Origin of the sequence: Thiorhodococcus minor (genome assembly GCF_010820565.1) — a bacterium.
Lineage (GTDB): Bacteria > Pseudomonadota > Gammaproteobacteria > Chromatiales > Chromatiaceae > Thiorhodococcus > Thiorhodococcus minor.
On record NZ_JAAIJQ010000031.1, the window covers coordinates 44,433 to 67,619 of the forward strand.

The window sequence follows — 23,187 nt, forward strand, 5'->3', positions numbered from 1 at the left end:
GATCGCCATCGGTGAGGTTGCCGGCGACAGGCAGCCCCTATTCTCCGACGAAGATCCCGACGTCTTCCGGCGCGTGGAAGCCATCTCCGCCGCCAGCGCCCTCGACCGACAGCTCGAGCTCGATTTGCGTGTCTGATGGATTCGCGTAGCGCAGGAAGACGGGGTCCAGATCGACGCTGCTGTCGACAGCTCCCAGGATCGAGGGGTGACGATGGCTCGTGGGCCGTGGATAGACGACTGAGGTCGGTGTCTGGTCCAGCGTGCGGAAGAGCACATCGATTTGCCGCCCTTCGCGGGTGAGACCCCGCCCCGTCTGTAGCGCAATCCAGCCGAGCCGTTCGGGCAGGTGGGCGACGCTGTCGGTCGTCTTCTCGCTCATGGCCAGGTCGAAGCCCCAGGGGGACAGGTTGTCGACGCGCGTGGTGACCGGGGCGCTGTCGTTATAGGCCATGACGCTGGTGAGCAGCGCGGGCGCGGTGAGTCCGTCTGGTGCGAGATTGGCGGAGAAGGTGACGCCTTCCCATTGGCTCGAGGGCGCGAGGGCATCTGTGCTGAGCTGATGCGCTTCCACGGTGAGCCCGCCCAAGCGGTGGGCACCGACGGTTGGCCGCGTGGCCTCGGCGACCATGTAGAAGACACCTTCGGGTGCGGTCGGGCTGTCGCGATCATCCCAGGTCTGGAAGCGCAGCCACGCGGCGTCGGCGCCGATATTCGTGAGGCGAATGACACCTGGCTCGGCACTGGCGCGCGACACCGGCTGGGCCACCACGACAGGATCCGTGTAGCGCTTGGCGAAGGGGAGCACCTGCCAGCTCCGATCGACGTCTCTGAGCAGCCCCCACTCCAGCGGTGCGTCGGCGGTCGGCTCGAGCCGGCGGATGGCCGTGGTGTCGGCGCCTTCGCTGCTGACCTGCTGGGCGAAGAGCTCGGTGCCGAGTGCTAGGACATGCAGCCTCTCGTCGGCGTGATCGACCTCGCTATCGCGCGAGGTCTCTTCCTCGACCTTGAGACGTTGACTCAGAACCGGCGTCCAGCGCTCGTCGCCCACAAGCCGCTGCAAGAGGTAGGGCACCCGCTGGTCGTGGAGCTCGAGCAGGCCCGAGCCGGACGGGCTATGGATGGCCAGATAGCCGACGATTTCGTCGTTGTGACCGTCGTTCAGGGCCTCCTCCTCGAAGAGCGCCGCCTCGAAGCCGGTCGCTGTCACATTGCGCGCACGCGCGGACACGGCTTGACCGCCGTTGGTGGTCTGGACAGTCAGGAAGAGGGCCGGCGGGTCCGCGAAGGGCCCAGTGAAGGGGACGGCGCTCCAGGCCTGGGCTCCGCCGAGCCTGAAGGTGCCGGCCTCCCAGAGGGAGCCGTCGCTCAGCATATGGCGGCCGGACTGGAGGACGAGGAAGGGGATCTCTTCGAGCGCGTGATCGCGGTCACCGAAATCCCGTGCCAGGTAGTCCCATTCCTGAAACCTCAGCTCGAATCCGCTCGGCCCGACATGCTGCAGGCGCGCGACACCCGGATGGCTGCCGCGGTAGCTCGGCGGCCCGGCGATGACCACTGCTTCGGGAAATCCGGAGGCTGCTTCGATGAAGGACCAGCGGTGATCGACGGCCGCCGGGCCGTCCGAGGGCCATATCGGCACGTCGGCATCGTCTGGGCAGGAGGTGCCTTCGTACGGCAGGAGATCAGGGGTCACACGGATGCCGGTGGCGAAGACCTGGTCGCTCTCCAAGGGGGTTGGGATGAGGGTGGAGCCGGGGAAGGTCACCTCGACCGTGAAGGCCGTCCAGCCCTCAGGGGGCGGTGGGACATAGCCGACATAGGTGCCGTCCGGACCTGGCTCGAGCTGGCTGCTGGTCCAGGCGGCCCCGATGGTCTCCAAGCGAAAATCGCGCGCCCTGGGATTCGTCGCTTGCCAGAGCCTGACGCCTTGGGGCGGCCTATCCGTCCAGACATGAATGGAGCCGTCGGGCGCGAAGCTCCAGTCGATCTGCGGGCTGGCCTTGTCGTCCAGCACATCGCTCAGCCAGGAGAGTGTCGGCAGGATGATGCCCGTCAAATCCTGGTCTTGCGCGTGATCCGTGTTGAGCGAGTAGCGCAGGTGCTTGGGTCCGGGCAGCCCCCGCCAGTAGAACCGGGAAGAATCCGGCAGGAAGAACTGATCTCCGGCCGAATTGAGCACCAGCTTCGGCATGGTGTAGCGGTCGCGGTAGGCGTAGGGATCGATGATCTCCAGCATCGCCCGCGCCTCGGGGGTTCTGGCTCGGCACGGCAGGTCGAAGGCGACGTAGTCCTGAACCGCGTCCGAGTAGAAGCCGTAGGCCTCCCAATGGTGGGTGAACTGCTCGGCGATGTTCAGCAGGTCGATGGAGGGCGGAATGATGGCCCTGACCCTGGAGCCCGGCCCTTTGCGCGACTCGACCGCCGCTGTCAGCCAGGTCGTCCAGCCGCGTTTGGAGCCGCCAAGCACGACGGCGTCGTCGATACGCGGCAGTCTCGGCAGGATCTCTGGATAGGTCGCGGAGAATGTCTGCACCGTGTCCAGGGCGCGGATCACGGCCTTGGTCATGGGGAGCTGAGCGAGCCATTCCGGGTCGCCGGTCAGCAGGTACTTGTCCATGCCGTAGGCGAGAATGGCGTCCTCCTCGCGAGGGGCGGCTTCATCGGCGAATTGGAGCGGCTGGTTGGGAACCTGACTGATCATGGCGACCACAGAGCCGGTCGCACTCGCCAGTACGCCCATGAGCTCGTCGTTCTCCGTCCCGGCGGCACCCCCGTTGTGGCCGCCGTTCACGATGAGGATGGCGGTATTCTGATTGCCCGAATGAAAGGCCCAGGGAACGGCGATCAAGACTTCGTGCGTCCAGGCCACCCGATCGACTTCCGCGGACGAGCGCCATTGCTGAGAGGTCATGTCGACGACATGCACGCTGTAGCCCCAGCCATGTCGCGTCGCGCTGTGGCCGTAGCCGTAGCTCGGGTCCGCCTTGGCGACATAGTCGTCGAGCGCCGTGGTCTCCGCCATTGCCTGTGGTGGCAGCAGAACCGCGGGCAAGAGCAGCGCCAAGGCGCAGATCCAGCCTTTCGTCATAGGAGCTCTCCGGCGAGGACGTGCTTCAGTCCGGCGGCCCGTCGTCCCGCATCTCGTCGATGGAGTCGTTCAGGACGCATAGCAGACGCTCTGCGGCCGTCTTCAGGAGCTTGGACTCCGCCTGGTGCCAAGCGACGATGTCGTTGATCTGCTCATAGAGCCAGAGCATGGCCTCGGCCGTCTCGATGTTCTCGATACTCTTCCTGAGCGCATTGGAGTCCAGCTCGAGGATGCGCAGTGCGGCTCTTCGCGCCTCCTCCCATTCCTGGGAAACGTCTTCAAGTCGACGGGACGTGTCGGGCGGCAGGGCAGCTCTGAAGCGGTGCATCTGGGGGTGGCTCATCTGGGGCAATGCGCATCTGGGGCGATGCGCATTGATGGCGTCGGGTCGAGATAGGCGCTGAGTCAGTGTCGATCCCGAGGATAGCTCCACCCGAGAGGCCTCAAAACAGCTGGCCGAGGGCCTGAGCTTTCGCCTGGCTGGCGATGGCTTTCGCGAGACTCCCGCAGCGCAAGAGCCACTTGCCTGTTCGTGGCAAGGCTCTGCGTTGCGATCTGCTGCAGACGCGAAATCTCAACCCTGATCCCTGCGAGACGCCGCTCGGCGCTGTCCAAGAGCGCGGGGATGTCGCTGCTCGGCACATAGCGTCTGGGCGACGTCTTTGCGGCATCGGGGCCGGCATCGGCCGCCCGTGCGGCTGGGGCGTAGAGATCACTCGGACCAGATACCACCACTCCCTCTCGAGGCACTGAATATGACCTATGGGTGATATGAAGCTAGGAGAGGGGCTCAGGTCCGTCAAGCCGCAATTCACCACTTTCGTCAAATGGTGATGCGCTCTACACAGGCAGCCGAGCGGGAGAAAGATCGATGCTAGGCGCTCGGCAAGGGCACTTTCGGGTCGTTACGTCGCCGGCGCGGGCTCGGCCGCACTGCAGTCGGACCAGGCTCCCAGTGTGCTCCATTCCACTGATACCATTCACGTGGCCGATTCGCGACATAGATCCGCTCGATCGAGGGGGCGACATGCCGCAGATCCCAATCGTGACGCCAAAGAGTCGGTGAGGTCGTCCATCCGTCACGCATCACTGCGCGGTAGAGCTTCACGGGCTCGCCTCCCCATCATGGTCCGCCGGTTCCTTAACCCTTTGCCGCTGGAAGTTGGCGGCAAGATCCCGAACTTTCAGTCGACGATAAAGGAAAAAGTAGGGACGAAAACCGAGTTTGTATCCAGGTTTCCAGTGCTCGCAGGAGAGCGTGCCATCGGCATGCCTGGCCAAGAGCCGTCCAGCAATTGCCTCCAGATTTCGGCGGTGTCGGCTCGAAAGACGGCTGAGCCGCTCGGCGCCGAGCGGCCCCTGTCGGGAGACCCGTCAGCGACGAGGGGACGGGCCTTGGTCATCAGCTTGGCCGGCAGGGTCGACGAGCGAGAGCGAAGTCCACCGAATCCCGCGCCGGCGTTGGTGGCTCCCGGAGACGACTGGCACCGGGTGGCCGCGGGTGCTCAAGCACCCGCGGCTTCCACAGATCCGGACGTGCGGGACTACCGTACACGGCTCCTCGGTTGAGCAGTCGCTACGCGACAGCGTTGCTATGAATAAAACGTGCGGGCGGCAGAGGATAGCGTTGGATCAGGCGCGCAAAAGCCTCCCAGTCGAGCGAAGGCCGATAGGAGCGACGGTTCAGCCACTTGCGCCAGATGCATACGCCAGATGCATACCTCCCCAGGGTCACCATTTAGCTGCCCCCGATCAACAAAACGCACTTCTTCGTTCATGGCTGACTCCATGTTCCTGAGTAGGCGTCACGCTCAGTCGGCGACGTTGTGCGCGCCTTCGGCGTTCATTTCGTCGGTGACGGACTCTCGTGGATCCGCACCAGTCACCCTTCTGGATCAAGGCACTGGCCTCGCCTCGCGGGAGGTCGACAGCCGGCCCCTAGCTCGCTTGAGCCCCAGAAATGCGTCGGTTCCCTGCCATGTCCAAGTGTCTCGGGGCAAGCCCTCTTCACTGGCGCCGCCCCACCTAACAGATCGCTGACTCCTTGCGCGGTGGAAGTCCAACCCCTTCGTGGCTCATGACAGAGGCGCATCCGTCTCAACCTGCTCTTGACGTCGGTTGATGGGAGACGACGCCGGCCGAATCAGTTCTGATGGTTGTCAGCCAACCCCACGGCGGGCTCGGCGTCGCCGCCCGATAAACGTACAACCCAGCGGAGGGGGCGGCTAGATGCTTATCAGGTCTCCCATATAACGCTGCAATACCTCAACGAAAGATCCAGCTTTCCAGCTCGCATGGCGCATCGTTGTGCCCGAGGCTTCATCTGTTGTCGTTGATCCGGATATGCGTTGTCGGCCGCACGGCGGCCCCGGGGCCAAGCGAGCCGACTCACGCCGTCGGCTGCTCTTGGCAGGCTGTCCATGATCGCCGGCTTCTGAGAACGAGCGCCGTCATCGATGCAACCGGTCCTGCAACCGACCCCGTACGAACAGCCCGAGGCCCTGCCTCCGGCGCTGATCGGTGAGATTCTCAACGCCCAGCTGCACACCCAGCCACGACCCACGGGCCCGCATGCCCGCGTCGCGTCGCGTCGCGGTTTGACCGCACCATCGAACGCAGCTATGACGATAGCACCGACGGTCCTGGAGGATGGTGGATCTTCGTTGAGCCCGAGGTGCACTTCGTCCGCGACACTGAGGTTGCGGTCCCCGATCTTGCCGGCTGGAAGCGCGAGCGGATGCCGATGCCGCCGGAGGATCAGCGCTTCGACGTCGTGCCCGACTGGGTGTGCGAGATCCTATCGCCCTCCACCGAGAGTCGGGATCGTCGGATCAAGATGCCGCTCTGCGCGCATTACGGGGTCGCGCTCGGGTGGCTCGTCGATCCGAGCCAACGGACGTTGGAGGCCGTTCAACTTCGATCCGGCAGCTGGCACCAGATTGGCCGTGTCTCCGATACCGACAGGGCCGCGATTTCGCCGTTCGATGCTATCACGCTTGATCTTGCTAGCTTGTGGCTGCCAACTCCCGGGAGCATCGCAGAGTCCGACGGCGCGGCGGGGTATGATTAGACACGCGTCCGCCGAGAACGCCAGGCCAGTTTCGGGTAGTGGCATCCAGATCGTCCAGTCCCACGGGGGCAGGCCGTTGACCTTAGAAAGAGCTGCAAGCTGAATGCTCCGATTAGGTCGACCGGCTATCGCCCGATCAGTGCTCCGCTGTCGGTCCCCTGCCTTCCTGAATCGTCCTGGCCCGCGCCGGGCTCAACACAACGTCCCTGGCCAGTTCGAGAAGGCCCTCGACACGCAAGTTCTTTGGCGCTTCTTTAGCGACGATCCGGACGACGCACGGCCCGCGGCGATCACCGTGATCCTTGAATTCGAGTGGCTGTGTCGCTCCTCGCGCTGGCGGACAACTGCATCTCTGACAAGGTTCGGCCTGGTGCCACCGGCACCTCCCTTCGCGCCCGAGATCAGAGCTCGTCGAAACCTGCAAGATGACCCAGTCCTTCTTGCTCGGCCCGCTGGCCGCCCTGGAGCTCGCATTCACCTGGGGCGGATGGCGCCGCCCCGGGAGAACGCGGGGCGCGTCGACGAGCAGCCTTGCGTCGGCATTGCGCGGAGGGTGCGGTCAGAAGATATAGAGCAGCAGAGTGCAGCCGAGCATGAGCGCGACCCACAGCACCATGCTTCCGGTGGGTGAGCTGCGCGCCAGGATGCCCTGGGGGCCGTGGTGGACATAGAGGTCGTCGATCAGGGCGCGCAGGCGCCCGGCGGCGCGCGCCTCGAGACGCTCGAACGCATGCGCCGCGCGCAGCGCGAACTCCTCCGCGAGCGCGTTCATAAACCTGCGATAGAACCAGTCGAAATCCAGGCTGATGGTCAGGGTGCGCCGCATCTGCCCCAAGAGCACGAAGAAGGCGAATCCGGAGAACAGCAGCAGCTGGAGCTGGCTGACCAGATGTCCGACCGTGTAGGGCTGATAGTCGACCTGGTAGGGCAGGATGGCGTACAGGGGCTGCGGGAACACACCGAGCGCGATGCAGGCGACCGCGAAGATGGCCATGGCCCAGCGCATCGCCGCCGGCGGCTCCGGCGGGCGCAGCCCGGAGTCCTTCTGGAAGAACACGAACCAGGGGAACTTGATGCCGGCGTGCAGGAAGACGCCGGCGGAGGCGGCGAGCAGCAGCATCCAGACCACCAGCAGACCCTGCTCGGCGGCCGCCGCGGTCTCCAGCGACTTGGTCACGAACCCGGAGGTGAAGGGAAACGCCGAGATCGCCAGCGCGCCGATGATCCCGTATAGGGCCGTCTGCGGCATGCTCTGGAAGAGCCCGCCGAGATCCGTGCACTTGCGCCTCGCGGTCATCATCAGCACGCTGCCGGCGGACATCAGCAGCAGCGCCTTGTAGATGATGTGCGCGAAGGCGTGGGCCGCGGCGCCGTTCAGCGCCAGCTCGGTGCCGATGCCGATGGCGCAGACCATGAAGCCGACTTGGTTGACGATGCTGTAGGCCAGGATGCGCCGCATGTCGTTCTCGAGCAGCGCGTAGATGATGCCGTAGAACACCATGTACAGCCCGACCCAGATCAGCAGCTCGGTGCCCGGGAACAGCACCAGCAGCGCGAACACGGCGGTCTTGGTCGTGAACGCGGACAGGAACACGGTGCCGCTGGGCGAGGCCTCGGGGTAGGCGTCGGCGATCCAGGCCGACAGGGGCGGTGCACCCGCGTTCACCAGGATGCCGCCCAGGATCAGCATGGTGCCGAGGGATTCCGGCGCCATGACCGCGACGGCGATGCTGCCGGTGTCGAGCCAGTGGGCGATGATGCCGCCCATCAGCAGCACTCCGCCGAGCAGATGCACGAGCAGATAGCGGAACGCCGCCTTGCGTGCTTTCTGGGTGTCGGCGAGCAGGATCACCGCCGTGGAGCCGATCGCCATCAGCTCCCAGAAGATGAACAGCGTCACCAAGTCGCCGGCGAAGGTGACGCCGATCGCCGATCCGGCGTAGATATAGGCTGCGGCCAGCTCGAGCGGGCGTGCCTTCGAGCCCAGGGCGTAGAGCCCCCCGACGGCGGCCATCAGCGCGAAGACGGTCGCGAACAGCCGCCCTTCCGCGCTGGCCGCGCTCGGAATCAGCTCCAGTCCCAGGAACGGCAGCATCAGCCCGGCCTGCTCGGGCACCAGCCACACCAGCAACAGCGTCAGCAGCGGCAGCCCGAGCACCAGCGCGGTTCGCCACTTGCCGCGGACGGCCGGGATCAGCGAGGCACCCAGCACCATGACCAGCGCGGGCGGCAGCACGGGCTCAATCATCGTAGTAGTCGTCCGGGCGCTTCAGGAAGATGCCGAGCACCTTGGCCGCGACGACCATCGCTGCACAGGCGATGAAGCCGTACCAGGCATGGAAGCCGACCTGGGTGTCGAGCTCGAAGCCGAGCTGCGGGAAGTGGGCATGGTGATGAACAAAGAGCTCCGGCAGCAGCACCAGGGCCAGGATGACCATCAGCAGTGCCCAGAGCTTGGGCCGGTTTTCAGGGCGATACAGCCAGTGCGTGCGCTCGGTCATCGCGAACCTCCTCAGCCGTTCTGGGCGGGCCCGGCCAGCATCTGCCCGGCCAGCGCGAGCGGCACCTGATGGAACAGGAACAGGGCCAGGGTCAGCGCGGCGGTGGCGGTCAGCGCGATGACGATCGGCCGGGGCGCCTCGCCGTGATCGGCCGCATCCTCGGCGGCGGGGCGGGCGAAGGCGTTGAAGACGATGGGCGCGAAATAGGCCGCGTTCAGCAGCGTCGACAGCACGATGACGCCGATGGCGACGAGCTGCCCCGTCTCCAGTGCACCGCCCAGCAGATACCACTTGGAGATGAAACCGGCCGCCGGCGGCAGGCCGATCATCGACACCGCGCCGACGGTGAAGGCGCCCATGGTCCAGGGCATCCGCCAGCCGATGCCGCGCAGCTGCGAGACCTCGGTCTTGTGCGCCGCGGTATAGATGGCGCCGGCGGCGAAGAAGAGCGTGATCTTGCCGCAGGCGTGGGCGGCGATGTGCAGCGCGGCCCCGACCAGCGACAGGGGTGCCAACAGCGCGGCGCCGAGCACGACGTAGGAGAGCTGACTGATCGTCGAATAGGCGAGGCGCCGCTTGAGGTTGTCCTGGCGCAGCGCGATCAGCGAGGCGACGACGACGGTGAAGCCCGCGATGTAGAGCAGCCACTGCGCCGCCGGCACCCCTTGCAGCGTCTCGACGCCGAAGGTGTAGACGATCACCTTGACCACGGTGAAGACGCCGGCCTTGACGACGGCCACGGCGTGCAGCAGCGCGCTGACCGGTGTCGGCGCGACCATCGCCGCCGGCAGCCAGCGGTGGACCGGCATCAGCGCCGCCTTGCCGATGCCGTACATGAACATCAGCAGCAGCACCCCAAGAAGCGTGGGCGACAGCGGCTCGGGCAGGCTCGCCAGCAGACCGCCGGGGACGAACTCGGTGCTGCCGGCCAGCGACCAGGTCCAGATGATCGCCGGCAGCAGCAGGCCGATCGAGGTGCCGATCAGGATGCCGAGATAGACACGCCCGCCGTCCCGCGCCGCGTCGCTGCCCTTGTGGGTGACCAGCGGATAGGTCGACAGGGTCAGGATCTCGTAGAAGAGGAACAGCGTGACCAGGTTGGCCGCGAAGGCGATCCCCATGGTGGCGAAAAGCGCGACCGCGAAGAAGACGTAGAAGCGGGTCTGGTGCTGCTCGGCATTGCCGCGCATGTAGCCGATGGAATAGATGGAGTTGATCGGCCACAGCAGCGCGGCGACCGCCGCGAACAGCATCCCGAGCGGCTCGAGCCGAAACGCCAGCTGGATACCCGGAAAGGGCTCGGCGACGATCAGCTCGGGACGGGCGCCGCCGAGCACGGCCGGCACCAGGCTCGCCACCACCAAGAACAATAGGGACGCGATCGACAGCGTCACCGTCTCGCGCACATCGGGCCGGCGCCCGGCGAGCCAGATGCCGAGCGCGCCGATCAGCGGCAGCAGCAGGGCCAGTGCCAGGCGCAATGTCTCGTCGCCGAGCGTGCTCATGGGGTCCCCGCGGCCGTGCCCATGAGCCCAGTGGCGATCTCGGAGGCGAGGCCGACGGTGACGCTGGTCTCGATGCCGAAATAGAGGTTGGCCGCGACCATGATCCAGGTCGGGACTAGCAGCGCCAGCGGCGCCTCGCGCACCGGCGGGGCATCGTCCGGGCGCTGGCCGAAATAGGCGACCTCGATGACGCGCCCCATGTAGAGCACGGCGATCAGCGAGGCAAGGATCACGAGCGCGACCAGCGGCCACCAGCCCTGCTCGAGCGCGCCCAGGATCAGGTACCACTTGGACACGAAGCCGACCGTGCCTGGCACACCGATCAGGCTCAGGCCGCTGACGACGAAGGCCGCCATGGTCCAGGGCATCTCCCTGGCGATGCCGGACAGGGACCTTAAGCAGGTGTCGCCCAAACGGAAGGACAGGATGCCGATCGCCAGGAAGAGCGCGGCCTTCATCAAGGCATGGTTGAACAGGTGCAGCAGCGTGGCGGTCAGGCCGGTCACGCTCATGAGGCCGATGCCGATCAGCATGTAGCCGATCTGGGCCACCGACGAATAGGCATGGATGCGCTTGACGCCGTGCTGAAACACGGCGACGACCGAGCCGATCAGCACGCCGGCGATCCCCAGCGGCAGCAGCAGCGCCTGGATGTGCATCTCGGTGAAGGTGAACTCGACGCCGAACACCGAGTAGATGAAGCGGATCATCGCGTACAGCGCGACTTTGGTCGCCGTTGCCGCGAGGAAGGCACTGACCACCGAGGGCGCGAAGGCATAGGCGTTCGGCAGCCAGAGGTGCAGCGGGAACATCGCGAGCTTCAGCGCGAGGCCAACGGTGATGAAGGCGAAGGCAGTGTGCAGGGTGCTGGAGCCAGTCAGCGCGGGCACGCGCTCACTGAGATCCGCCATGTTCAGCGTGCCGGTCAGCATGTACAGCAGACCGATGCCGATGAGATAGAAGGTGGCGCCGATGGTGCCCATGATCAGGTACTGGTAGGCGGCGGTCAGCGCGCGGCGATCGCGGCCCAGGGCGATCAGCGAATAGGTGGCCAGCGACGAGATCTCGAGCAGCACGAAGAGGTTGAAGGCATCGCCGGTGATAACGATGCCGAGCAGCCCCGCCAGACACAGCAGCAGCAAGGCGTAGAACAGCGCCTGCAGGCGTGACGGCAGCTCGGTGCTCACACTGCGCCCGGCATAGGGCACCACGACGGCGCCGATCAGCGACACGATCAGCAGCACATAGGCCGCGAGACGGTCGACGACGTAGTCGATGCCCCAGGGCGGCTCCCAATCGCCGAAGGCATAGTGCAGCTCAGCGCCCTCGCGCACCTGCCACAGCAGGGCGATGCTGGTCGCGAGCACGGCCCAGCTGATCAGGGTTGCCAGCAGCCAGGCCCAGCGGCCACGCGCGAGCAGGATGCAGAGGGGTGCCCCGAGCAGGGGCATGACCACCAGCAGTGCGGGCAGGTTCTCAGCGATCACGCGTCGTCATCCCGCTCCCGGATCTCATCTTCCTCGACCGTCCCATAGGCCTCCTTGATGCGCACCACAAGCGCCAGGCCGAGCGCCGTGGTCGCGACGCCGACGACGATCGCGGTCAGGATCAGCACATGGGGCAGCGGGTTGGAGTAGACCGCCTCGCCGTCGAGCAGGATCGGCGCCGTGCCGTCCTGCACCTTGCCCATCGAGATGTAGAGCAGGAAGACGGAGGACTGGAAGATGTTCAGCCCGACGATCTTCTTGACCAGGTTGCCTTGGGCGACGACCACATAGAACCCGGTCATCATCAGGAAGAAGACGACGTAGTAGTTGTACTGCCCGATCCAATCCACCTCAGTCCTCCCGGCTCGTGAAGGCGAAGAAGATCAGCAGCATGACGGCCGCGACGGTGATGCCGACGCCGAGCTCGATGAGCAGGATGCCGTAGTGCTGGCCGTGCACGGCGTCCTGGGCGAGCACGCTGTAGTTCAAGAAATGACGGCCGAGCAGCATGGTGGCGACGCCGACGCCGCCGTAGAGCAGCACGCCCAGCGCCGCGAGCGGGGCCAGGAGTCCGGGCGGTATCAGGCGCATCGCCGCGGCGGTGCCGTTGGTCAAGGCATAGAGGATGATGCCCGCGGCGAAGAGCACGCCGGCCTGAAAGCCGCCGCCGGGTCCGAAATCACCGTGGAACTGCACATAGAGTGCGAACAGCAGGATGAAGGGAATCAGCAGCTTGCCGATCACCGTCAGGACGATGTCGTCATTCATGGTCGTCTGTGGGTCGCTTGGCGACGTCGTCCGGATCGTCTTTCGCGGAGCGGCCGCGGCGGCCGCCGATGCCGAGCAGCGCCAGCACGCCGATGCCGGCGGTGAAGACGACGACCGTCTCGCCTAGGGTGTCGAAACCACGATAGCTGGCGAGCACCGAGGTGACCATGTTCGGCACCCCGATCTCGCCCGGTGAGTCCTGGATGTACCGAGGTGCGACGTGGCGGTGGACCGGCGCCTCGGGGTCGCCGAAGCGTGGCATGTCGCTGGTGCCCCAGAGCAGCACGACGCCGGTCAGGATCACCACCGTCAGCGGCAGTATCGGGGCGATCCGCGCAGGTGCCTGGCGGTGCCCGGTCAGCGTCAGGCTGCCGAGCATCAGCATCGTCGAGACGCCAGCGGCGACAGCGGCCTCGGTGAAGGCGACATCCACGGCATCGAGGATGATGAAGACCCCGGCCGTGGTCAGGCTGTAGATCCCCGACAGCATGACCACCGCGAACAGGCAGCGCATCCGCACGATAGCGATCGCGGTCGCGACCAGGAAGGTCAACAGGACGATGTCGATCAGCTGGGCGATGACGACTCTCCCGGCTTGGCATCGACCGGCTTGACGCCCGCATGGACGGCGGCGCGCGCCAGTGCATGACTGGCCACAGGGCTCGTGTACAAGAGGAACAGCAGGATGAAGGCGAGCTTGACGCTGATCAGCGACAGGCCGGCCTGCAGCATCAGCGCGGCCAGGATCATCCCGGCGCTCAGGGTATCTGTGACGCCGGCGGCGTGCAGCCGGGTGAAGAAATCTGGGAAGCGCAGCACGCCGACCGCCCCCGTGATGCCGAGAAAGACACCGCCGCTCAACAGCAGCAGGCTCGCGAGGTCCAGCGCGGGCTCGAGCAGCGCTTCGGTCATAGCTCCTCCGGGCGCGTCGGCGGGGGGCTGGCGGCAATACGCTCGATAAACTTGAGCGCCGCGATCACGCCGACAAAGTTGATCAGCGCATAGGTGATGGCGATGTCAAGGAAGTCCGGCCGGCCACTCAGAAAGCCGTAGACCGCGATCAGCAGCACGGTCTTTGTGCCAATCATGTTCACGGCGAGGATGCGGTCGCAGATGGACGGCCCGCGGAAAGCCCGTACCAGCGCGAGCGCCATCACGACAAGGATCCCGACAGCCGCCGCGGCGAGCATCAGCCGCTTCTCCCTTCGGCCCAGGTGACCCGACGGTCCATGTCGCCGGCGGCGAGGTCGGCGTAGGCCGATTCGCTCAGCGCGTGCACCATCACGGCGTCGTCGCTGACCTCGATTGCCACGGTGCCCGGTGTCAGCGTGATGGAGTTTGCATAGATCGTCTTGCCGAGCCGCGTCTTCTGGCTCAGCGGCAGGTGCCCGATCACCGGGCTGATGGGATAGGTGTGCGGTCGCCAAACCCGCCGCACCACATCGAGGTTGGCCTTGACGATCTCGCCGACCAGCCAGACCCAATAGCCTGGGAGCCGCAGCAGCATGCGCAAGCTGTACCCGCGGGTGTCGGACTGCTCCAGGCGGGTGCCGATCCAGGCCGCCAGCGCCGACGAAGCCAGCCCGAGCAGCAGCAGGAGCGGATTGGCCCAATACCCGGACAGCAGCAGCCAGAAGCCGAAGAGTGCAGCGAAGAGCAGCAGGAAATACAACATGATCGATGCAGTTCTCGGTTTGCGGGGCTCCAGCGTCGGAGCTAACTCTAGACCAGCCGACCGCCGCGAGACAAGCTCGGGAGGTCGGAACGTCCGGATGGGATTCCGGGGGACAGTGCAGCCTGGCAAGGCCGCGCGTTCTAGCGGGTGTGACTCCCGCCTGGGTCATCGTGCGCCGCGAGCCCAGTATCGAGCCTTGCTGCGTAACCAGGGAGATCCACGCATCGGTCCGCTGGAGGCGGGCACCCGTGAACGAGTGTAGAAAGCGAGGACACGGGCGGCGATGCGGGGAAGTCGGAGCCATCCATAGGAGCGATGATGCCCGGTAACGCGGGTCGAGCAAAGGGGTGGCGGTTTGACACGGCCCTTCGCCGAGAGGACGCTGACCGTGACAACCAGACTTGAGCGTTTCACACGGATGACACGCGAAGAGCCGCAGCTGCGGTACAACGCCCTGATGGACTGTTGAGTGAGCCCGAGGGGCTGCACGAAAGCTTCGAGCGCCAGGATGGACGCAAGGCGCCCGGAGTCGATGGGGTGAGGAAAGACGATTATGGCGTCGCCTTGGACACGCGCCTGGAAGACCTGTCGGCACGGTTGCGCCGACTGGGCTACCGACCACAGCCGGTGCGGCGCACCTACATCCCGAAAGGGGACGGCCGCTACCGGTCGCTGGGTGTGCCCGCCTTCGAAGACCGGCTGGTGCAGGATCGCCTCAGCGCGATTCTGCAGGCCATCTGGGAGCCGGAGTTTTGCGACTGCTCGTATGGCTTTCGCCCCGGTCGTAGCGCGCACGATGCGCTGCGCCGTGTGGCGGAGGTCATCACCAATGAGCGGGCGCAATGGGTCGTCGAGGCCGACATCAAAGGCTTCTTCGATCACGTTTCCCATGCCCACTTGCTGCGCTTTCTGGAGCATCGTATTGGCGATCCCATGCTGTTGCGGATCATCCGGCAGTTTCTGAAGACCGGCATCATGGAGGACCGCGTATTCACAGCCAGCGTGGAGGGGACGCCACAAGGCGGATTGGTCTCGCCCGTGCTCAGCAATATCTACCTGCACGACGTCCTCGACCTCTGGTTCGAGCAGCGTTTTGCGAAGCACTGTGCGGGCAAAGTCTTCCTGATCCGCTATGCCGATGACTGTGTGCCACGAAGGCACACGCTGGGACATCGTCCCGCGTGCAGCCATGCTGCACATGTGATGAGGGTAGGCCCCGGAGAAGCGTGGCTCACAACGCGAGCGCAGCTTCGACCGACTCGGCTTCACCCATCACTGGGGGCGCTCAAGCAAAGGGCGTTGGGTGGTGCAACGCAAGACGGCCAAGTCCCGTTTCAGCCGTGCGATACCGCAGATCGAACAGTGGTGCCGGGTCAACCGGCACCGACCGGTGGCGGAGCAACAGCAGGCGCTGAGCCGCGAGCTCAAGGGCCACAATGCCTACTGCGGCATCACGGGCAATTCGCGAGCGCTGTCCCGATTCCGCTTCGAGGTCCAGCGACGCTGGCAGAAGTGGCTCAATCGCCGCTCGCACGCGACGCGCCTCGACTGGCCGACGTTCAATCGTCTGCTCAAACGGTACCCTCCTGCCCGCGCCTGTGGTGCATAGCCTTTATGCCACGTAGCGCATGTTTAGGCCGAGGAGCCGGACGCCCGAATTGGGCACGTCCGGATCTGTGGGAACCGCGGGTGAGTGATCACCCGCGGTCACCCGGCCGCTTACAGTAGCCGAGAAATTCCCTGACGTTCAGTGGCTTGCTGTAGAGGAAGCCCTGTGCCTCGTGACAGCCGCATTCGCCGAGGAAGGCCATCTGCTCCGGAGTCTCCACACCCTCGGCGACGACGCGCAGGCCGAGGCTGCGTCCGAGCGCGACGATGGCCGTCACGATCGCCTGATCGTTGGGGTCCAGGGTGATGTCCCGCACGAAGGAGCGATCGATCTTGATCGTCCCGATGGGGAACTGCTTGAGATAGCTGAGCGAGGAATAACCCGTGCCGAAGTCGTCGATCGCGATCCGCACACCCATGTCGCGGATGCGCTCGAGGATGACGCGCGAGGCCTCGGGGCCGCGGATGAGAAAGCCCTCCGTGATCTCCAGCTCGAGGCGGTCCGGCCGGCAGCCGGTGCGCTCGAGCGCGGCCTGAACCGTCTCGATCAGATTGCCCTGCAGGACCTGGCGCCCGGAGACGTTCACGGCGAGTCCGATCTCCGGAATGCCCGCTTGCTCCCAGCGCTTGAGCTGACGACAGGCCTCGTCCAGGACCCAGGCTCCGATCTGCTCGATCTGCCCGGTGGATTCCGCAACCGCGATGAACCGACCGGGCAGGAGCAGGCCCTGGGTCGGATGCTCCCATCGCACCAGGACCTCGGCGCCGACCAGGCGGCCGCTGACCAGGTCATGCCGGGGTTGAAAGGCAAGCCAGAGCTCGCCTCTGGTCAGGGCATGACGCAGGGCGGTCTCGATGGCGAGACGCTCACGGGCCTGCTCGGTCATATCGGCCGAGTAGAACCTGAAGGCCTTGCGACCGTCGGATTTTGCCCGGTACATGGCGGCATCGGCATTGCGCAACAGGGTCTCCGTATCCGTGCCGTCTTGCGGATAGAGGCTGATTCCAATGCTCGGCGTGATGCAGAAGTCGCCCAAGCTGGGATCCAAGGGCTCGTTGAAAGCGCTCTGGATGAGGGATGCGATGACGCTGGCGTCCGAGGCCGTGCAGGCATCCTCGGCGATGACGACGAATTCGTCGCCGCCCAAGCGGGCAACGGTATCGCCCTCCCGCAGACAGGCTACGAGTCGCCCTGCCGCGGCCTTCAGCAATTGGTCCCCCGCCGTGTGCCCGAGGCTGTCGTTGACCTCCTTGAAGTGGTCCAGATCGATGAAGAGCACCGCGAGCCCCGTCTCGCTGCGGTGGGAGCGCCGAATGGCGTGGCCCAGCCGGTCGATCATCAGCAGGCGGTTGGGCAGGTCGGTCAGGGGATCGTGATTGGCAATGCGCCGCAGCGAGCGCTGTTGCTCGTGCAGCGCCGCCTCCGCCTTCTTGCGCTCGACGATCTCTGCCTCCAGTGCCTGGTTCGTGGCGCGCAGCGTCTCCGTGCGCTCGCGAATCACATCTTCGCGCCGGGCATTCTCCGCATTGAGCTGACCGACCAACGCCTGGTTCTGAGTCGCCAGTTGGACATGCCCGCGAAACAGCTGACCGGCGTTGCGAGCGAAGAGGGTCAGCATCAAGGCATAAACGCAGACCGCGCCAACCAGCCAGTAGAGCTCCGGCACGCCCCGGCTCAGCAGCACGAGCCCAAGTATGAGGAGCTGAGGAAGCACATAGAGCACGAAGCTCGGCAAATGCATGGAGAGTATGGCGACCGCCGAGCTTGTGACGCCGAACACCAGCATGAAGAGGGCGGCGACCACCACGTGATCGCCCATGTCGGCGAGGAAGAGCGTCGCGAGACTCCAGGCGCAGCCCACGGCGAAGCAGGCATCACGGTAGCGCCTCAGCCATAGCGCGGGCGGGGTCTTGCCCCCATCCTTGCGATGGAGGCTCCAGAGGACGAGCCGATACCCGGCCGCCAGCCACATCAGCAGCGTCCAGCCGAGCAGCGGGAACGTGTCCAGATGCGATCGCAAGACGAGGAAGTAGAGCGTCGACACGACGACGACCGTGAGATTCGAGATCGGCGCTTGCACATAGAGCGCACGCACCTGCTCGGCGGTGAGGTAGGCGTGCTGCTGATCAGCCACGCGGGCGGCCTTGATGCATAATGACTTCTTCCCGAGCGGCTGCAAGCTGCGGGGCTCTGGTCTTACATGGACTTCGAGCCCAGATCTCAGGGCATGCGCCAGACCGATATCCAGCCCTTGCGTGCAAGGGCTCCGGATCCATGGACGAACCCTTATCCGTCCAGGGTCGAAGCTCAACGGCTGCCTTCGATAATAGGTCAATCTCCCGTTCCTTTCCCCGTGAAAGGCATAAGCGGTTGATCCGCGCGCTGTCCAGTCGGAAGGCCCTCGGTCGTCACGGACTTCACGGCCGCGCTCCTGGATCCCACGGTGACGCGGCGCTCGATCCGACCGGGCCCACGCCACCCACGCGGACTTGTCCCAAGTCCTCGGCGCCCACATCGGGTCGCCATGCGAGAAGAAGATCCGAGCGATCCAGGGCGTGAGCGGCGGGCGCGCCTAGGACAGGGGCGCGACGCTTGCGCTCGCTCTGGGCGATCCGCCCGCCGCCGCGCAGCGCCGTCGTCGCGCGGCTGGGCCTGGCTGGCCCTGATCGCGATGCTGCTGCCCCTGATCGGCTGGGCGAGCCCAGTGACCACGGAGCATGTCCGGGCCGAGCTGATCAGCGAGCGGGAACGGGTCGCGCCCGGCACGAGCGTCACACTGGCGCTCGCGCTGGACATCCAGCCGGGCTGGCACACCTGCTGGCGCAATCCAGGCGACTCCGGCGAGGCGCCGCGTATCCTGTGGGCGCTCCCGCCGGGCGTGGCCGTGAGCCAGATCCGCTGGCCTCACCCGGAGCTGATCAGGGTCGGTCCGCTCGCGAACCACGGCTATTCCGGCCGCGCGCTCCACCTGGTCTCGCTCTCGGTGCCGCCGGGCTGGCCCGCCGGGACGCCGATACCGGTGCGAGCGCAGGCCCACTGGCTCGTCTGCGCCGAGCACTGTGTCCCCGAGTCGGGCGCCCTGGAGTTGAGGCTGACGACCGCCGAGACGGCCGGCCCCGAGGATGCGACCTCCGCGGCCGTCATCGCCGAGGCCGAGAAGGAGCTTCCCCGAGGCCCTCTGCGCAGGGCCAGGCTCGGCGAGCACGGGACCGGCCTGCGGCTTTCGATCCCGCTGGCCGAGAATCCGGCGCTTGGGCTCGATCCTTCGGCATCTCTGTGGTTCTTCGCCGGGCGCTGGGGGCTCATCGAGCACGCGGCCGAGCAACCCTGGCGTCTCGGCACAGACCGGCTGGAGATCGATCCGACGCGCGGTGCCCAGGCCGCGATGGTCGAGCCGGAAGGCGTGCTGGTGATCACGGGCGGCGACGGCACGACCACGGCCTTCGAGCTGTCCGCCGAGCGAGGTCTGCCCCCGGGCCGTCAGTCGATCCCGTCACGACCGAGGACCTAACTTGGCCAATCGCCCTCGTCTTGGCCCTGCTGGGCGGCCTCATCCTGAACCTGATGCCCTGCGCCTTTCCGGTGCTCGCCATCAAGGCACTGAGCCTCACGGAGGGGCAAGGCAGCGGGGTAGGGCAGCGCACCCTGCAGGGTCTCGCCTATACCGGCGGAGTGCTCGCCTTCTTCGGGCTGCTGGGCGCACTGCTGCCGACCTTGCGCGCAAGCGGGGCCGCTGTCGGCTGGGGCTTTCAGCTCCAGTAGCCGCCCTTCGTCGCGCTCATGGCCGATCTCTTCCTAGTCATCGGGCTCGGCATGGCGGGGGCCGTTACGCTCGGCGAGCGCTGGATGGGCCTGGGCGGCGGTCGCAGCGGCGGCGGCCTGGCCGGGGCCTTCGGCACAGGGGCACTCGCGGCCCTGGTCGCGGCGCCATGCACGGCCCCCTTCCGAATCATCGTCCCCCACGGCTCGCTCCGTGGCACGGGGCTGGATCTCGGCGCCTTCGTCGACGACATGCTCCTGGAGTCGGAGGCCGGGGTCCTCAATCTCCTATTCGATGCCGACGGCCTGATCAAGGCCCACCCGAGCCCGCACCATGTCCCGCGCAACAGCCTGGTCGAGACCCCTACTTGGGCGTTGAGGGCAAGCGCTTTCTTGCCGCCCTGCCCCCCTTGCGCGGCCTCGGTTGGAACCTGCTCGTGCTCTTCGATCTGGATCAGCTGTTGGAGCCCGGGATTTCCTGCCTCTGATCCTGCTACTCGTCGCCTCGCCGCTCGCCGTGTAGTTGCTGGCGGCCGGACTCATCGACCGCTTGGTGCTCAAACGGCTCATGGTCCTTTCCAATGGAGCCAGAGAGGTGGCGGGCGGGAAGGACGAGGTTGCCGACCTGGCGACGGTCTTCAACCGCATGACCGCCGCCATGCGTGTCCATACGGTGCATCTGGATGCGCCTCGTCGCCGAGCGCGCCGAGACCCTGACCGCGGCCCTCAAGCAGGTATCGCTCTTGCTAGACAACTCCGGGGAGGGCTTCCTCCGTCCAGCTCCGAGGAGCGGTGATCCCTCTGTCGCCGCCGCTCATGATCAGCGGCGGCAAGAGCATCGCCCGCCATCGCAACGCGCAATTCTGCAAGGCCGATATGGCGACCGATCACGGCCGGATGAAGGCGATCTGCATCGGTGTTACGTCCCGACGTGTTTGCGGAAATCCGTCCCGGCCTCTGTGAGGTGGGACACCGCAGGCCGTCCCGGGTTGAGCGCGGCGCGTGAGCCTCCCGCGCGCAGCCTGGGACGGCAGCGGGCCTAGAAGGGCGGTTCCTCCTCCAGATCCAAGCGGGTCTGACGCGGGTCCTGGTCGCCGTAGTCGCCGCCCAGGTGAGCGCGTGTGAGCGGTTGATAGAAGGCCTGCTCGAACAGCGCGAGCAGGTCGCGCAGCCCCTGATGCAGGGCCAGCACGGTTGCCTCGTCGAGTGGCGGGGGTCGGGTCGGTGATGTCTTCAGGGGTGTCATCGCAGCACCTCGATGGCCTCCTCGATCAGATCGTCGGGGAGATGATTGAGCGCTTTGGGCACGGCCAGCTGCATGGCGGTGCGCAGGATCTGCCCGGCGGTGCGTGGGCGTCCCCGGCTGGCCATCAGTAGCAACTGCATGCCTGAGTCAGAGAGCAGACGCGTCGTTACCCCGGCGTGCGTGAGCGCATGCTCGATCAAGGCGGTGAAGGCCGCCGGCTCATCGAAGGCGCCGAGCTGGACATGGCCGTGTAGGCGGCTGGCCAGCGCCTCATAGGGCGCACGCTGCAGCGTGGTGGCGAGCAGCGGATGGCCGACCAGCCAAATGCTCATCAGATCGCGGGCGTCGAAGGCGAAGTTGAGGAAGGCCGGCAGGTCGCGGAAGAACTCCGGCGGCAGATTCTGCGCCTCATCGATGATCCAGATCGGCAGCACCTGCTGATGATCGGCCAGCTCGAGCAGCCGCGCCTTGATCTCGCGCCAGAGCGCGGCGCGCCGATGCGCCGGCTGCAGCCCCAGCGCCAAGGCCAGCGCACGGTAGAGGTCGAGGCGTCCGAAATCGGTCTCGGCCAGATAGATCACCTGGTAGCGATGCGGATTGAGCGCCTGAGCGAGCAGGCGCAGTGCGGCGGTCTTGCCCACGCCCGGCGGGCCGGTGAGCAGCCCGATGCCGGGGTGCTCGAGCAGCCACTGGAAGTGCTGCTTGAGGCGCTGGAGCTGTCCGCCGTCATAGAGCACGGGGGTCTGCTTGCCGAGCGGCTCATGGGTCAGGCCAAAGTGCTGACGGTACATGCTCAGTCCTCCCCCCGAGCGTCCAGCGCCAGGGCGGCGCGCTGCTCGGCCAGGGCCAGCTCCACGGCATTGGGTCCCGCCGCCGCGGCGGGCGTTGGCGCCACCTGGGGTGGGCGCTGACGGCGGCGACGGAGATTGGCGCGCGCATCGAGCGCCACCGCCGCACCACGGGCGTCGCCGTTGGCATCGAGCACCGCGACGACGCGGTGGCGGTGTGGGTCCTCGACCAAGACGACGCGCTGCCCGACCAGGGTGTAATCCACCTCATACCACTGCCCCTTCAGGGAGACACTGGCGTCCTTGCGCACCGTGCGGGTGTGGCGGTGATAGAAGAGCGCATCGAGCGTGCTGGCGACGGCGCCCAAGGGGCGAATGTGCACCAGATCCTGCTGATAGCGCTGCAGCGGTGTCAGCCCGTTGAGCGCGCCATGGGGGGTGGCGTGGTAGCGCTGATCGAGCCAGGCCCACAGCCGCGCGTTGAGGTCATCGAGATGGAGGACGCGCCCGAGGTCGAGCTCGGCGAGGAACTGCTCGCGCACCGTGCGGTGCCAACGCTCGATCTTGCCCTTGCCTTCGGGCTGATAGGGCGTGCAATAGACCAGGGCGATCTTCAGACGCGCACAGATGCCTTGCAGGCTGCTGCTGCGATAGGCCGGCCCATTGTCCAACAGCAGCCGCGCCGGCAGCCCGCGCTTGAGCAGTGCCTGCTTGAGCACCCCCTCGATCGCCAAGGCCCCCTCATCGGTGCAGAAGGCACTGTGGGTGATCAGGCGCGAGGCATCGTCCATGAGCGAGACCAGGTAGACCTTACGCAGGCGCCCGTCGACGCTGACCTTGGGGCCATGCATCACATCGCCCTGCCAGAGATCCCCGGCATGGTCCGCCTCGAAGCGGCGCCGCTCCTGGGGCTGACTGCTCGCTCCCGTGGGCCGTGAGAGCTGATGGGCCTGCAGCAGGCGATGCACGCTCGAGCGGCTCAAGCACCCGCGCCCCACCACGCCTTGCTGCTCGAGCAGCGCGATGAGGGCATTGAGCGAGCGCTTGGGGTTGGCCCGCTTGGCCGCGAGCAGCGCCTCCTGCACCACGGGGTCGATCTTCGAGGCGCCGCGGTCGGTGCGCGGCTGCGGGGCCAGGGCCTCGATCTCGCCGTGGCGCCAGGCGTAATACCAGCGCTCGATGGTCTTCTCGGCCAGGCGCACGGGGCGACCCTCGGGGTCGACATACTCACGCGCCGCCAGCGCACGCAGTTGGGCCTTGAGCTCACCGCGGCTGAGCGACTGGCACACCGCCAAGGGTCCGAGCACGCTCAGGCGAAAGAGGGCGAGGGGATGAATCGGGGTCATGCGGGCCTCCGGGGGCGAATGGATGAGGCGCCAGCACAGCCGATCGACGCCGCCCGCCCAAGGGGCAATGCCTGTGTGCCCGCGAAAACAAGCGCTTAGCCGCATCCCGCCCGCGCGCCTCCCGCCGACTCATGGGATGACGACCCCGCCGCGATGCACCCACCACATCGCCGCCGACAGCGGGATGTCGGCCAGCACCCCGCTCCAGAAGGCCACCAGGCCCTGCCCCACACCCCAGCGCGGCTCCTGTTGACGCAGCACCTCGGCATGCACCGCGAACTGCGCCTGCCAGCGCCGCCACCATCGCCCGATCGTGCGTCGTCCCGGCAGACACCCCCGGCTCAG

The 23,187-nt window shown here is 66.5% G+C and carries 23 protein-coding genes; 4 read left to right on the forward strand and 19 right to left on the reverse strand.

From position 1 onward, the window contains the following. Positions 1-37: 37 nt before the first annotated feature. Positions 38-3,088 carry a PhoPQ-activated protein PqaA family protein gene (locus G3446_RS12125; RefSeq protein WP_164453097.1) on the reverse strand — a complete coding sequence of 1,017 codons (3,051 nt, stop codon included), beginning with the start codon at positions 3,086-3,088 and terminating at the stop codon, positions 38-40. A gap of 25 nt (positions 3,089-3,113) precedes the next feature. Further along, the gene (locus G3446_RS12130) at positions 3,114-3,416 is read right to left on the reverse strand and encodes a hypothetical protein (protein ID WP_164453098.1); all 303 of its coding nucleotides are present in this window, start codon (positions 3,414-3,416) and stop codon (positions 3,114-3,116) included. 2,346 nt (positions 3,417-5,762) lie between these two features. On the opposite strand from G3446_RS12130, the gene G3446_RS28030 reads away from it, so the two are divergent. Beyond that, positions 5,763-6,158, forward strand: a complete 396-nt coding sequence (locus G3446_RS28030; protein WP_342450105.1) for a Uma2 family endonuclease — start codon at positions 5,763-5,765, stop codon at positions 6,156-6,158. A gap of 559 nt (positions 6,159-6,717) precedes the next feature. On the opposite strand, the gene G3446_RS12140 is transcribed toward G3446_RS28030, so the two are convergent. Genes G3446_RS12140 through G3446_RS12185 form a run of 10 tightly spaced genes read right to left on the reverse strand, consistent with a single transcriptional unit; the run spans position 6,718 to position 14,094 of the window. Then, a complete protein-coding gene (locus tag G3446_RS12140) occupies positions 6,718-8,406 on the reverse strand; it encodes a Na(+)/H(+) antiporter subunit D (protein WP_164453099.1) in 1,689 nt (562 codons plus the stop codon). Further along, on the reverse strand, positions 8,399-8,659 hold the full coding sequence (locus G3446_RS12145) for a hypothetical protein (RefSeq protein ID WP_164453100.1): 261 nt from the start codon (positions 8,657-8,659) through the stop codon (positions 8,399-8,401). Before G3446_RS12145 ends, G3446_RS12140 begins: the two co-directional genes overlap by 8 nt. An 11-nt stretch (positions 8,660-8,670) precedes the next feature. Beyond that, positions 8,671-10,164, reverse strand: a complete 1,494-nt coding sequence (locus tag G3446_RS12150; protein WP_164453101.1) for a proton-conducting transporter transmembrane domain-containing protein — start codon at positions 10,162-10,164, stop codon at positions 8,671-8,673. Continuing rightward, the gene (locus G3446_RS12155) at positions 10,161-11,651 is read right to left on the reverse strand and encodes a monovalent cation/H+ antiporter subunit D family protein (protein WP_342450106.1); all 1,491 of its coding nucleotides are present in this window, start codon (positions 11,649-11,651) and stop codon (positions 10,161-10,163) included. Before G3446_RS12155 ends, G3446_RS12150 begins: the two co-directional genes overlap by 4 nt. Beyond that, positions 11,648-12,001, reverse strand: coding sequence for a cation:proton antiporter subunit C (locus G3446_RS12160; protein ID WP_164453102.1), 354 nt, complete (start codon positions 11,999-12,001; stop codon positions 11,648-11,650). The genes G3446_RS12155 and G3446_RS12160 overlap by 4 nt, the downstream gene beginning before the upstream one ends. A gap of 1 nt (position 12,002) precedes the next feature. Next, complete coding sequence (locus G3446_RS12165) at positions 12,003-12,419, reverse strand: Na(+)/H(+) antiporter subunit B (protein ID WP_164453103.1); 417 nt, start codon at positions 12,417-12,419, stop codon at positions 12,003-12,005. Then, positions 12,412-12,972 (reverse strand): DUF4040 domain-containing protein, encoded by a 561-nt coding sequence (locus G3446_RS12170; RefSeq protein WP_245232469.1) that lies wholly within the window; start codon positions 12,970-12,972, stop codon positions 12,412-12,414. Before G3446_RS12170 ends, G3446_RS12165 begins: the two co-directional genes overlap by 8 nt. A 14-nt stretch (positions 12,973-12,986) precedes the next feature. Continuing rightward, entirely contained in the window at positions 12,987-13,331 is a 345-nt protein-coding gene (gene mnhG, locus G3446_RS12175; protein ID WP_164453104.1) for a monovalent cation/H(+) antiporter subunit G, read from the reverse strand. After that, entirely contained in the window at positions 13,328-13,609 is a 282-nt protein-coding gene (locus G3446_RS12180; RefSeq protein ID WP_164453105.1) for an MrpF/PhaF family protein, read from the reverse strand. The genes mnhG and G3446_RS12180 overlap by 4 nt, the downstream gene beginning before the upstream one ends. After that, a complete protein-coding gene (locus G3446_RS12185) occupies positions 13,609-14,094 on the reverse strand; it encodes a Na+/H+ antiporter subunit E (RefSeq protein WP_164453106.1) in 486 nt (161 codons plus the stop codon). Before G3446_RS12185 ends, G3446_RS12180 begins: the two co-directional genes overlap by 1 nt. Positions 14,095-14,559: 465 nt before the next feature. Here G3446_RS12185 and G3446_RS12190 point away from each other — a divergent pair, with 465 nt between their 5' ends. After that, positions 14,560-15,822, forward strand: a complete 1,263-nt coding sequence (locus G3446_RS12190) for a reverse transcriptase domain-containing protein (protein WP_245232470.1) — start codon at positions 14,560-14,562, stop codon at positions 15,820-15,822. Here G3446_RS12190 and G3446_RS28035 read toward each other — a convergent pair. Continuing rightward, complete coding sequence (locus tag G3446_RS28035) at positions 15,792-17,837, reverse strand: EAL domain-containing protein (protein WP_164453107.1); 2,046 nt, start codon at positions 17,835-17,837, stop codon at positions 15,792-15,794. The two genes, G3446_RS12190 and G3446_RS28035, sit on opposite strands and share 31 nt — an antisense overlap. Positions 17,838-18,374: 537 nt before the next feature. Here G3446_RS28035 and G3446_RS12200 point away from each other — a divergent pair. After that, the gene (locus G3446_RS12200) at positions 18,375-19,214 is read left to right on the forward strand and encodes a protein-disulfide reductase DsbD domain-containing protein (RefSeq protein WP_164453108.1); all 840 of its coding nucleotides are present in this window, start codon (positions 18,375-18,377) and stop codon (positions 19,212-19,214) included. Positions 19,215-19,234: 20 nt separating this feature from the next. Beyond that, complete coding sequence (locus G3446_RS12205) at positions 19,235-19,465, forward strand: hypothetical protein (protein WP_164453109.1); 231 nt, start codon at positions 19,235-19,237, stop codon at positions 19,463-19,465. Between the two features lie 33 nt (positions 19,466-19,498). Here G3446_RS12205 and G3446_RS12210 read toward each other — a convergent pair whose 3' ends face one another. The 6 genes from G3446_RS12210 to G3446_RS12235 all read right to left on the reverse strand — a co-directional run. After that, a complete protein-coding gene (locus G3446_RS12210; protein WP_164453110.1) occupies positions 19,499-19,666 on the reverse strand; it encodes a hypothetical protein in 168 nt (55 codons plus the stop codon). 289 nt (positions 19,667-19,955) lie between these two features. Next, a complete protein-coding gene (locus G3446_RS12215; RefSeq protein WP_164453111.1) occupies positions 19,956-20,141 on the reverse strand; it encodes a hypothetical protein in 186 nt (61 codons plus the stop codon). Between the two features lie 360 nt (positions 20,142-20,501). Next, complete coding sequence (locus G3446_RS12220) at positions 20,502-20,708, reverse strand: hypothetical protein (RefSeq protein ID WP_164453112.1); 207 nt, start codon at positions 20,706-20,708, stop codon at positions 20,502-20,504. Beyond that, a complete protein-coding gene (locus G3446_RS12225; protein ID WP_164453113.1) occupies positions 20,705-21,499 on the reverse strand; it encodes an ExeA family protein in 795 nt (264 codons plus the stop codon). Before G3446_RS12225 ends, G3446_RS12220 begins: the two co-directional genes overlap by 4 nt. Before the next feature lie 2 nt (positions 21,500-21,501). Continuing rightward, entirely contained in the window at positions 21,502-22,842 is a 1,341-nt protein-coding gene (locus tag G3446_RS12230) for a DDE-type integrase/transposase/recombinase (protein ID WP_164453114.1), read from the reverse strand. Positions 22,843-22,971: 129 nt separating this feature from the next. Beyond that, the coding region (locus G3446_RS12235; protein ID WP_209262380.1) for a hypothetical protein at positions 22,972-23,187 on the reverse strand (216 nt) is incomplete at its 5' end.

Coding starts and splice junctions, on each gene's coding strand:
- G3446_RS12185 (WP_164453106.1), bottom strand. CDS start 14,094: ATGTTGTATTTCCTGCTGCTCTTCGCTGCACTCTTCGGCTTCTGGCTG.
- G3446_RS12150 (WP_164453101.1), bottom strand. CDS start 10,164: ATGAGCACGCTCGGCGACGAGACATTGCGCCTGGCACTGGCCCTGCTG.
- G3446_RS12125 (WP_164453097.1), bottom strand. CDS start 3,088: ATGACGAAAGGCTGGATCTGCGCCTTGGCGCTGCTCTTGCCCGCGGTT.
- G3446_RS12145 (WP_164453100.1), bottom strand. CDS start 8,659: ATGACCGAGCGCACGCACTGGCTGTATCGCCCTGAAAACCGGCCCAAG.
- G3446_RS12165 (WP_164453103.1), bottom strand. CDS start 12,419: ATGAATGACGACATCGTCCTGACGGTGATCGGCAAGCTGCTGATTCCC.
- G3446_RS12220 (WP_164453112.1), bottom strand. CDS start 20,708: ATGACACCCCTGAAGACATCACCGACCCGACCCCCGCCACTCGACGAG.
- G3446_RS12225 (WP_164453113.1), bottom strand. CDS start 21,499: ATGTACCGTCAGCACTTTGGCCTGACCCATGAGCCGCTCGGCAAGCAG.
- mnhG (WP_164453104.1), bottom strand. CDS start 13,331: ATGACCGAAGCGCTGCTCGAGCCCGCGCTGGACCTCGCGAGCCTGCTG.
- G3446_RS12215 (WP_164453111.1), bottom strand. CDS start 20,141: ATGCACCGTATGGACACGCATGGCGGCGGTCATGCGGTTGAAGACCGT.
- G3446_RS12230 (WP_164453114.1), bottom strand. CDS start 22,842: ATGACCCCGATTCATCCCCTCGCCCTCTTTCGCCTGAGCGTGCTCGGA.
- G3446_RS12200 (WP_164453108.1), top strand. CDS start 18,375: ATGCTGCTGCCCCTGATCGGCTGGGCGAGCCCAGTGACCACGGAGCAT.
- G3446_RS12180 (WP_164453105.1), bottom strand. CDS start 13,609: ATGCTCGCCGCGGCGGCTGTCGGGATCCTTGTCGTGATGGCGCTCGCG.
- G3446_RS12130 (WP_164453098.1), bottom strand. CDS start 3,416: ATGCACCGCTTCAGAGCTGCCCTGCCGCCCGACACGTCCCGTCGACTT.
- G3446_RS12140 (WP_164453099.1), bottom strand. CDS start 8,406: ATGATTGAGCCCGTGCTGCCGCCCGCGCTGGTCATGGTGCTGGGTGCC.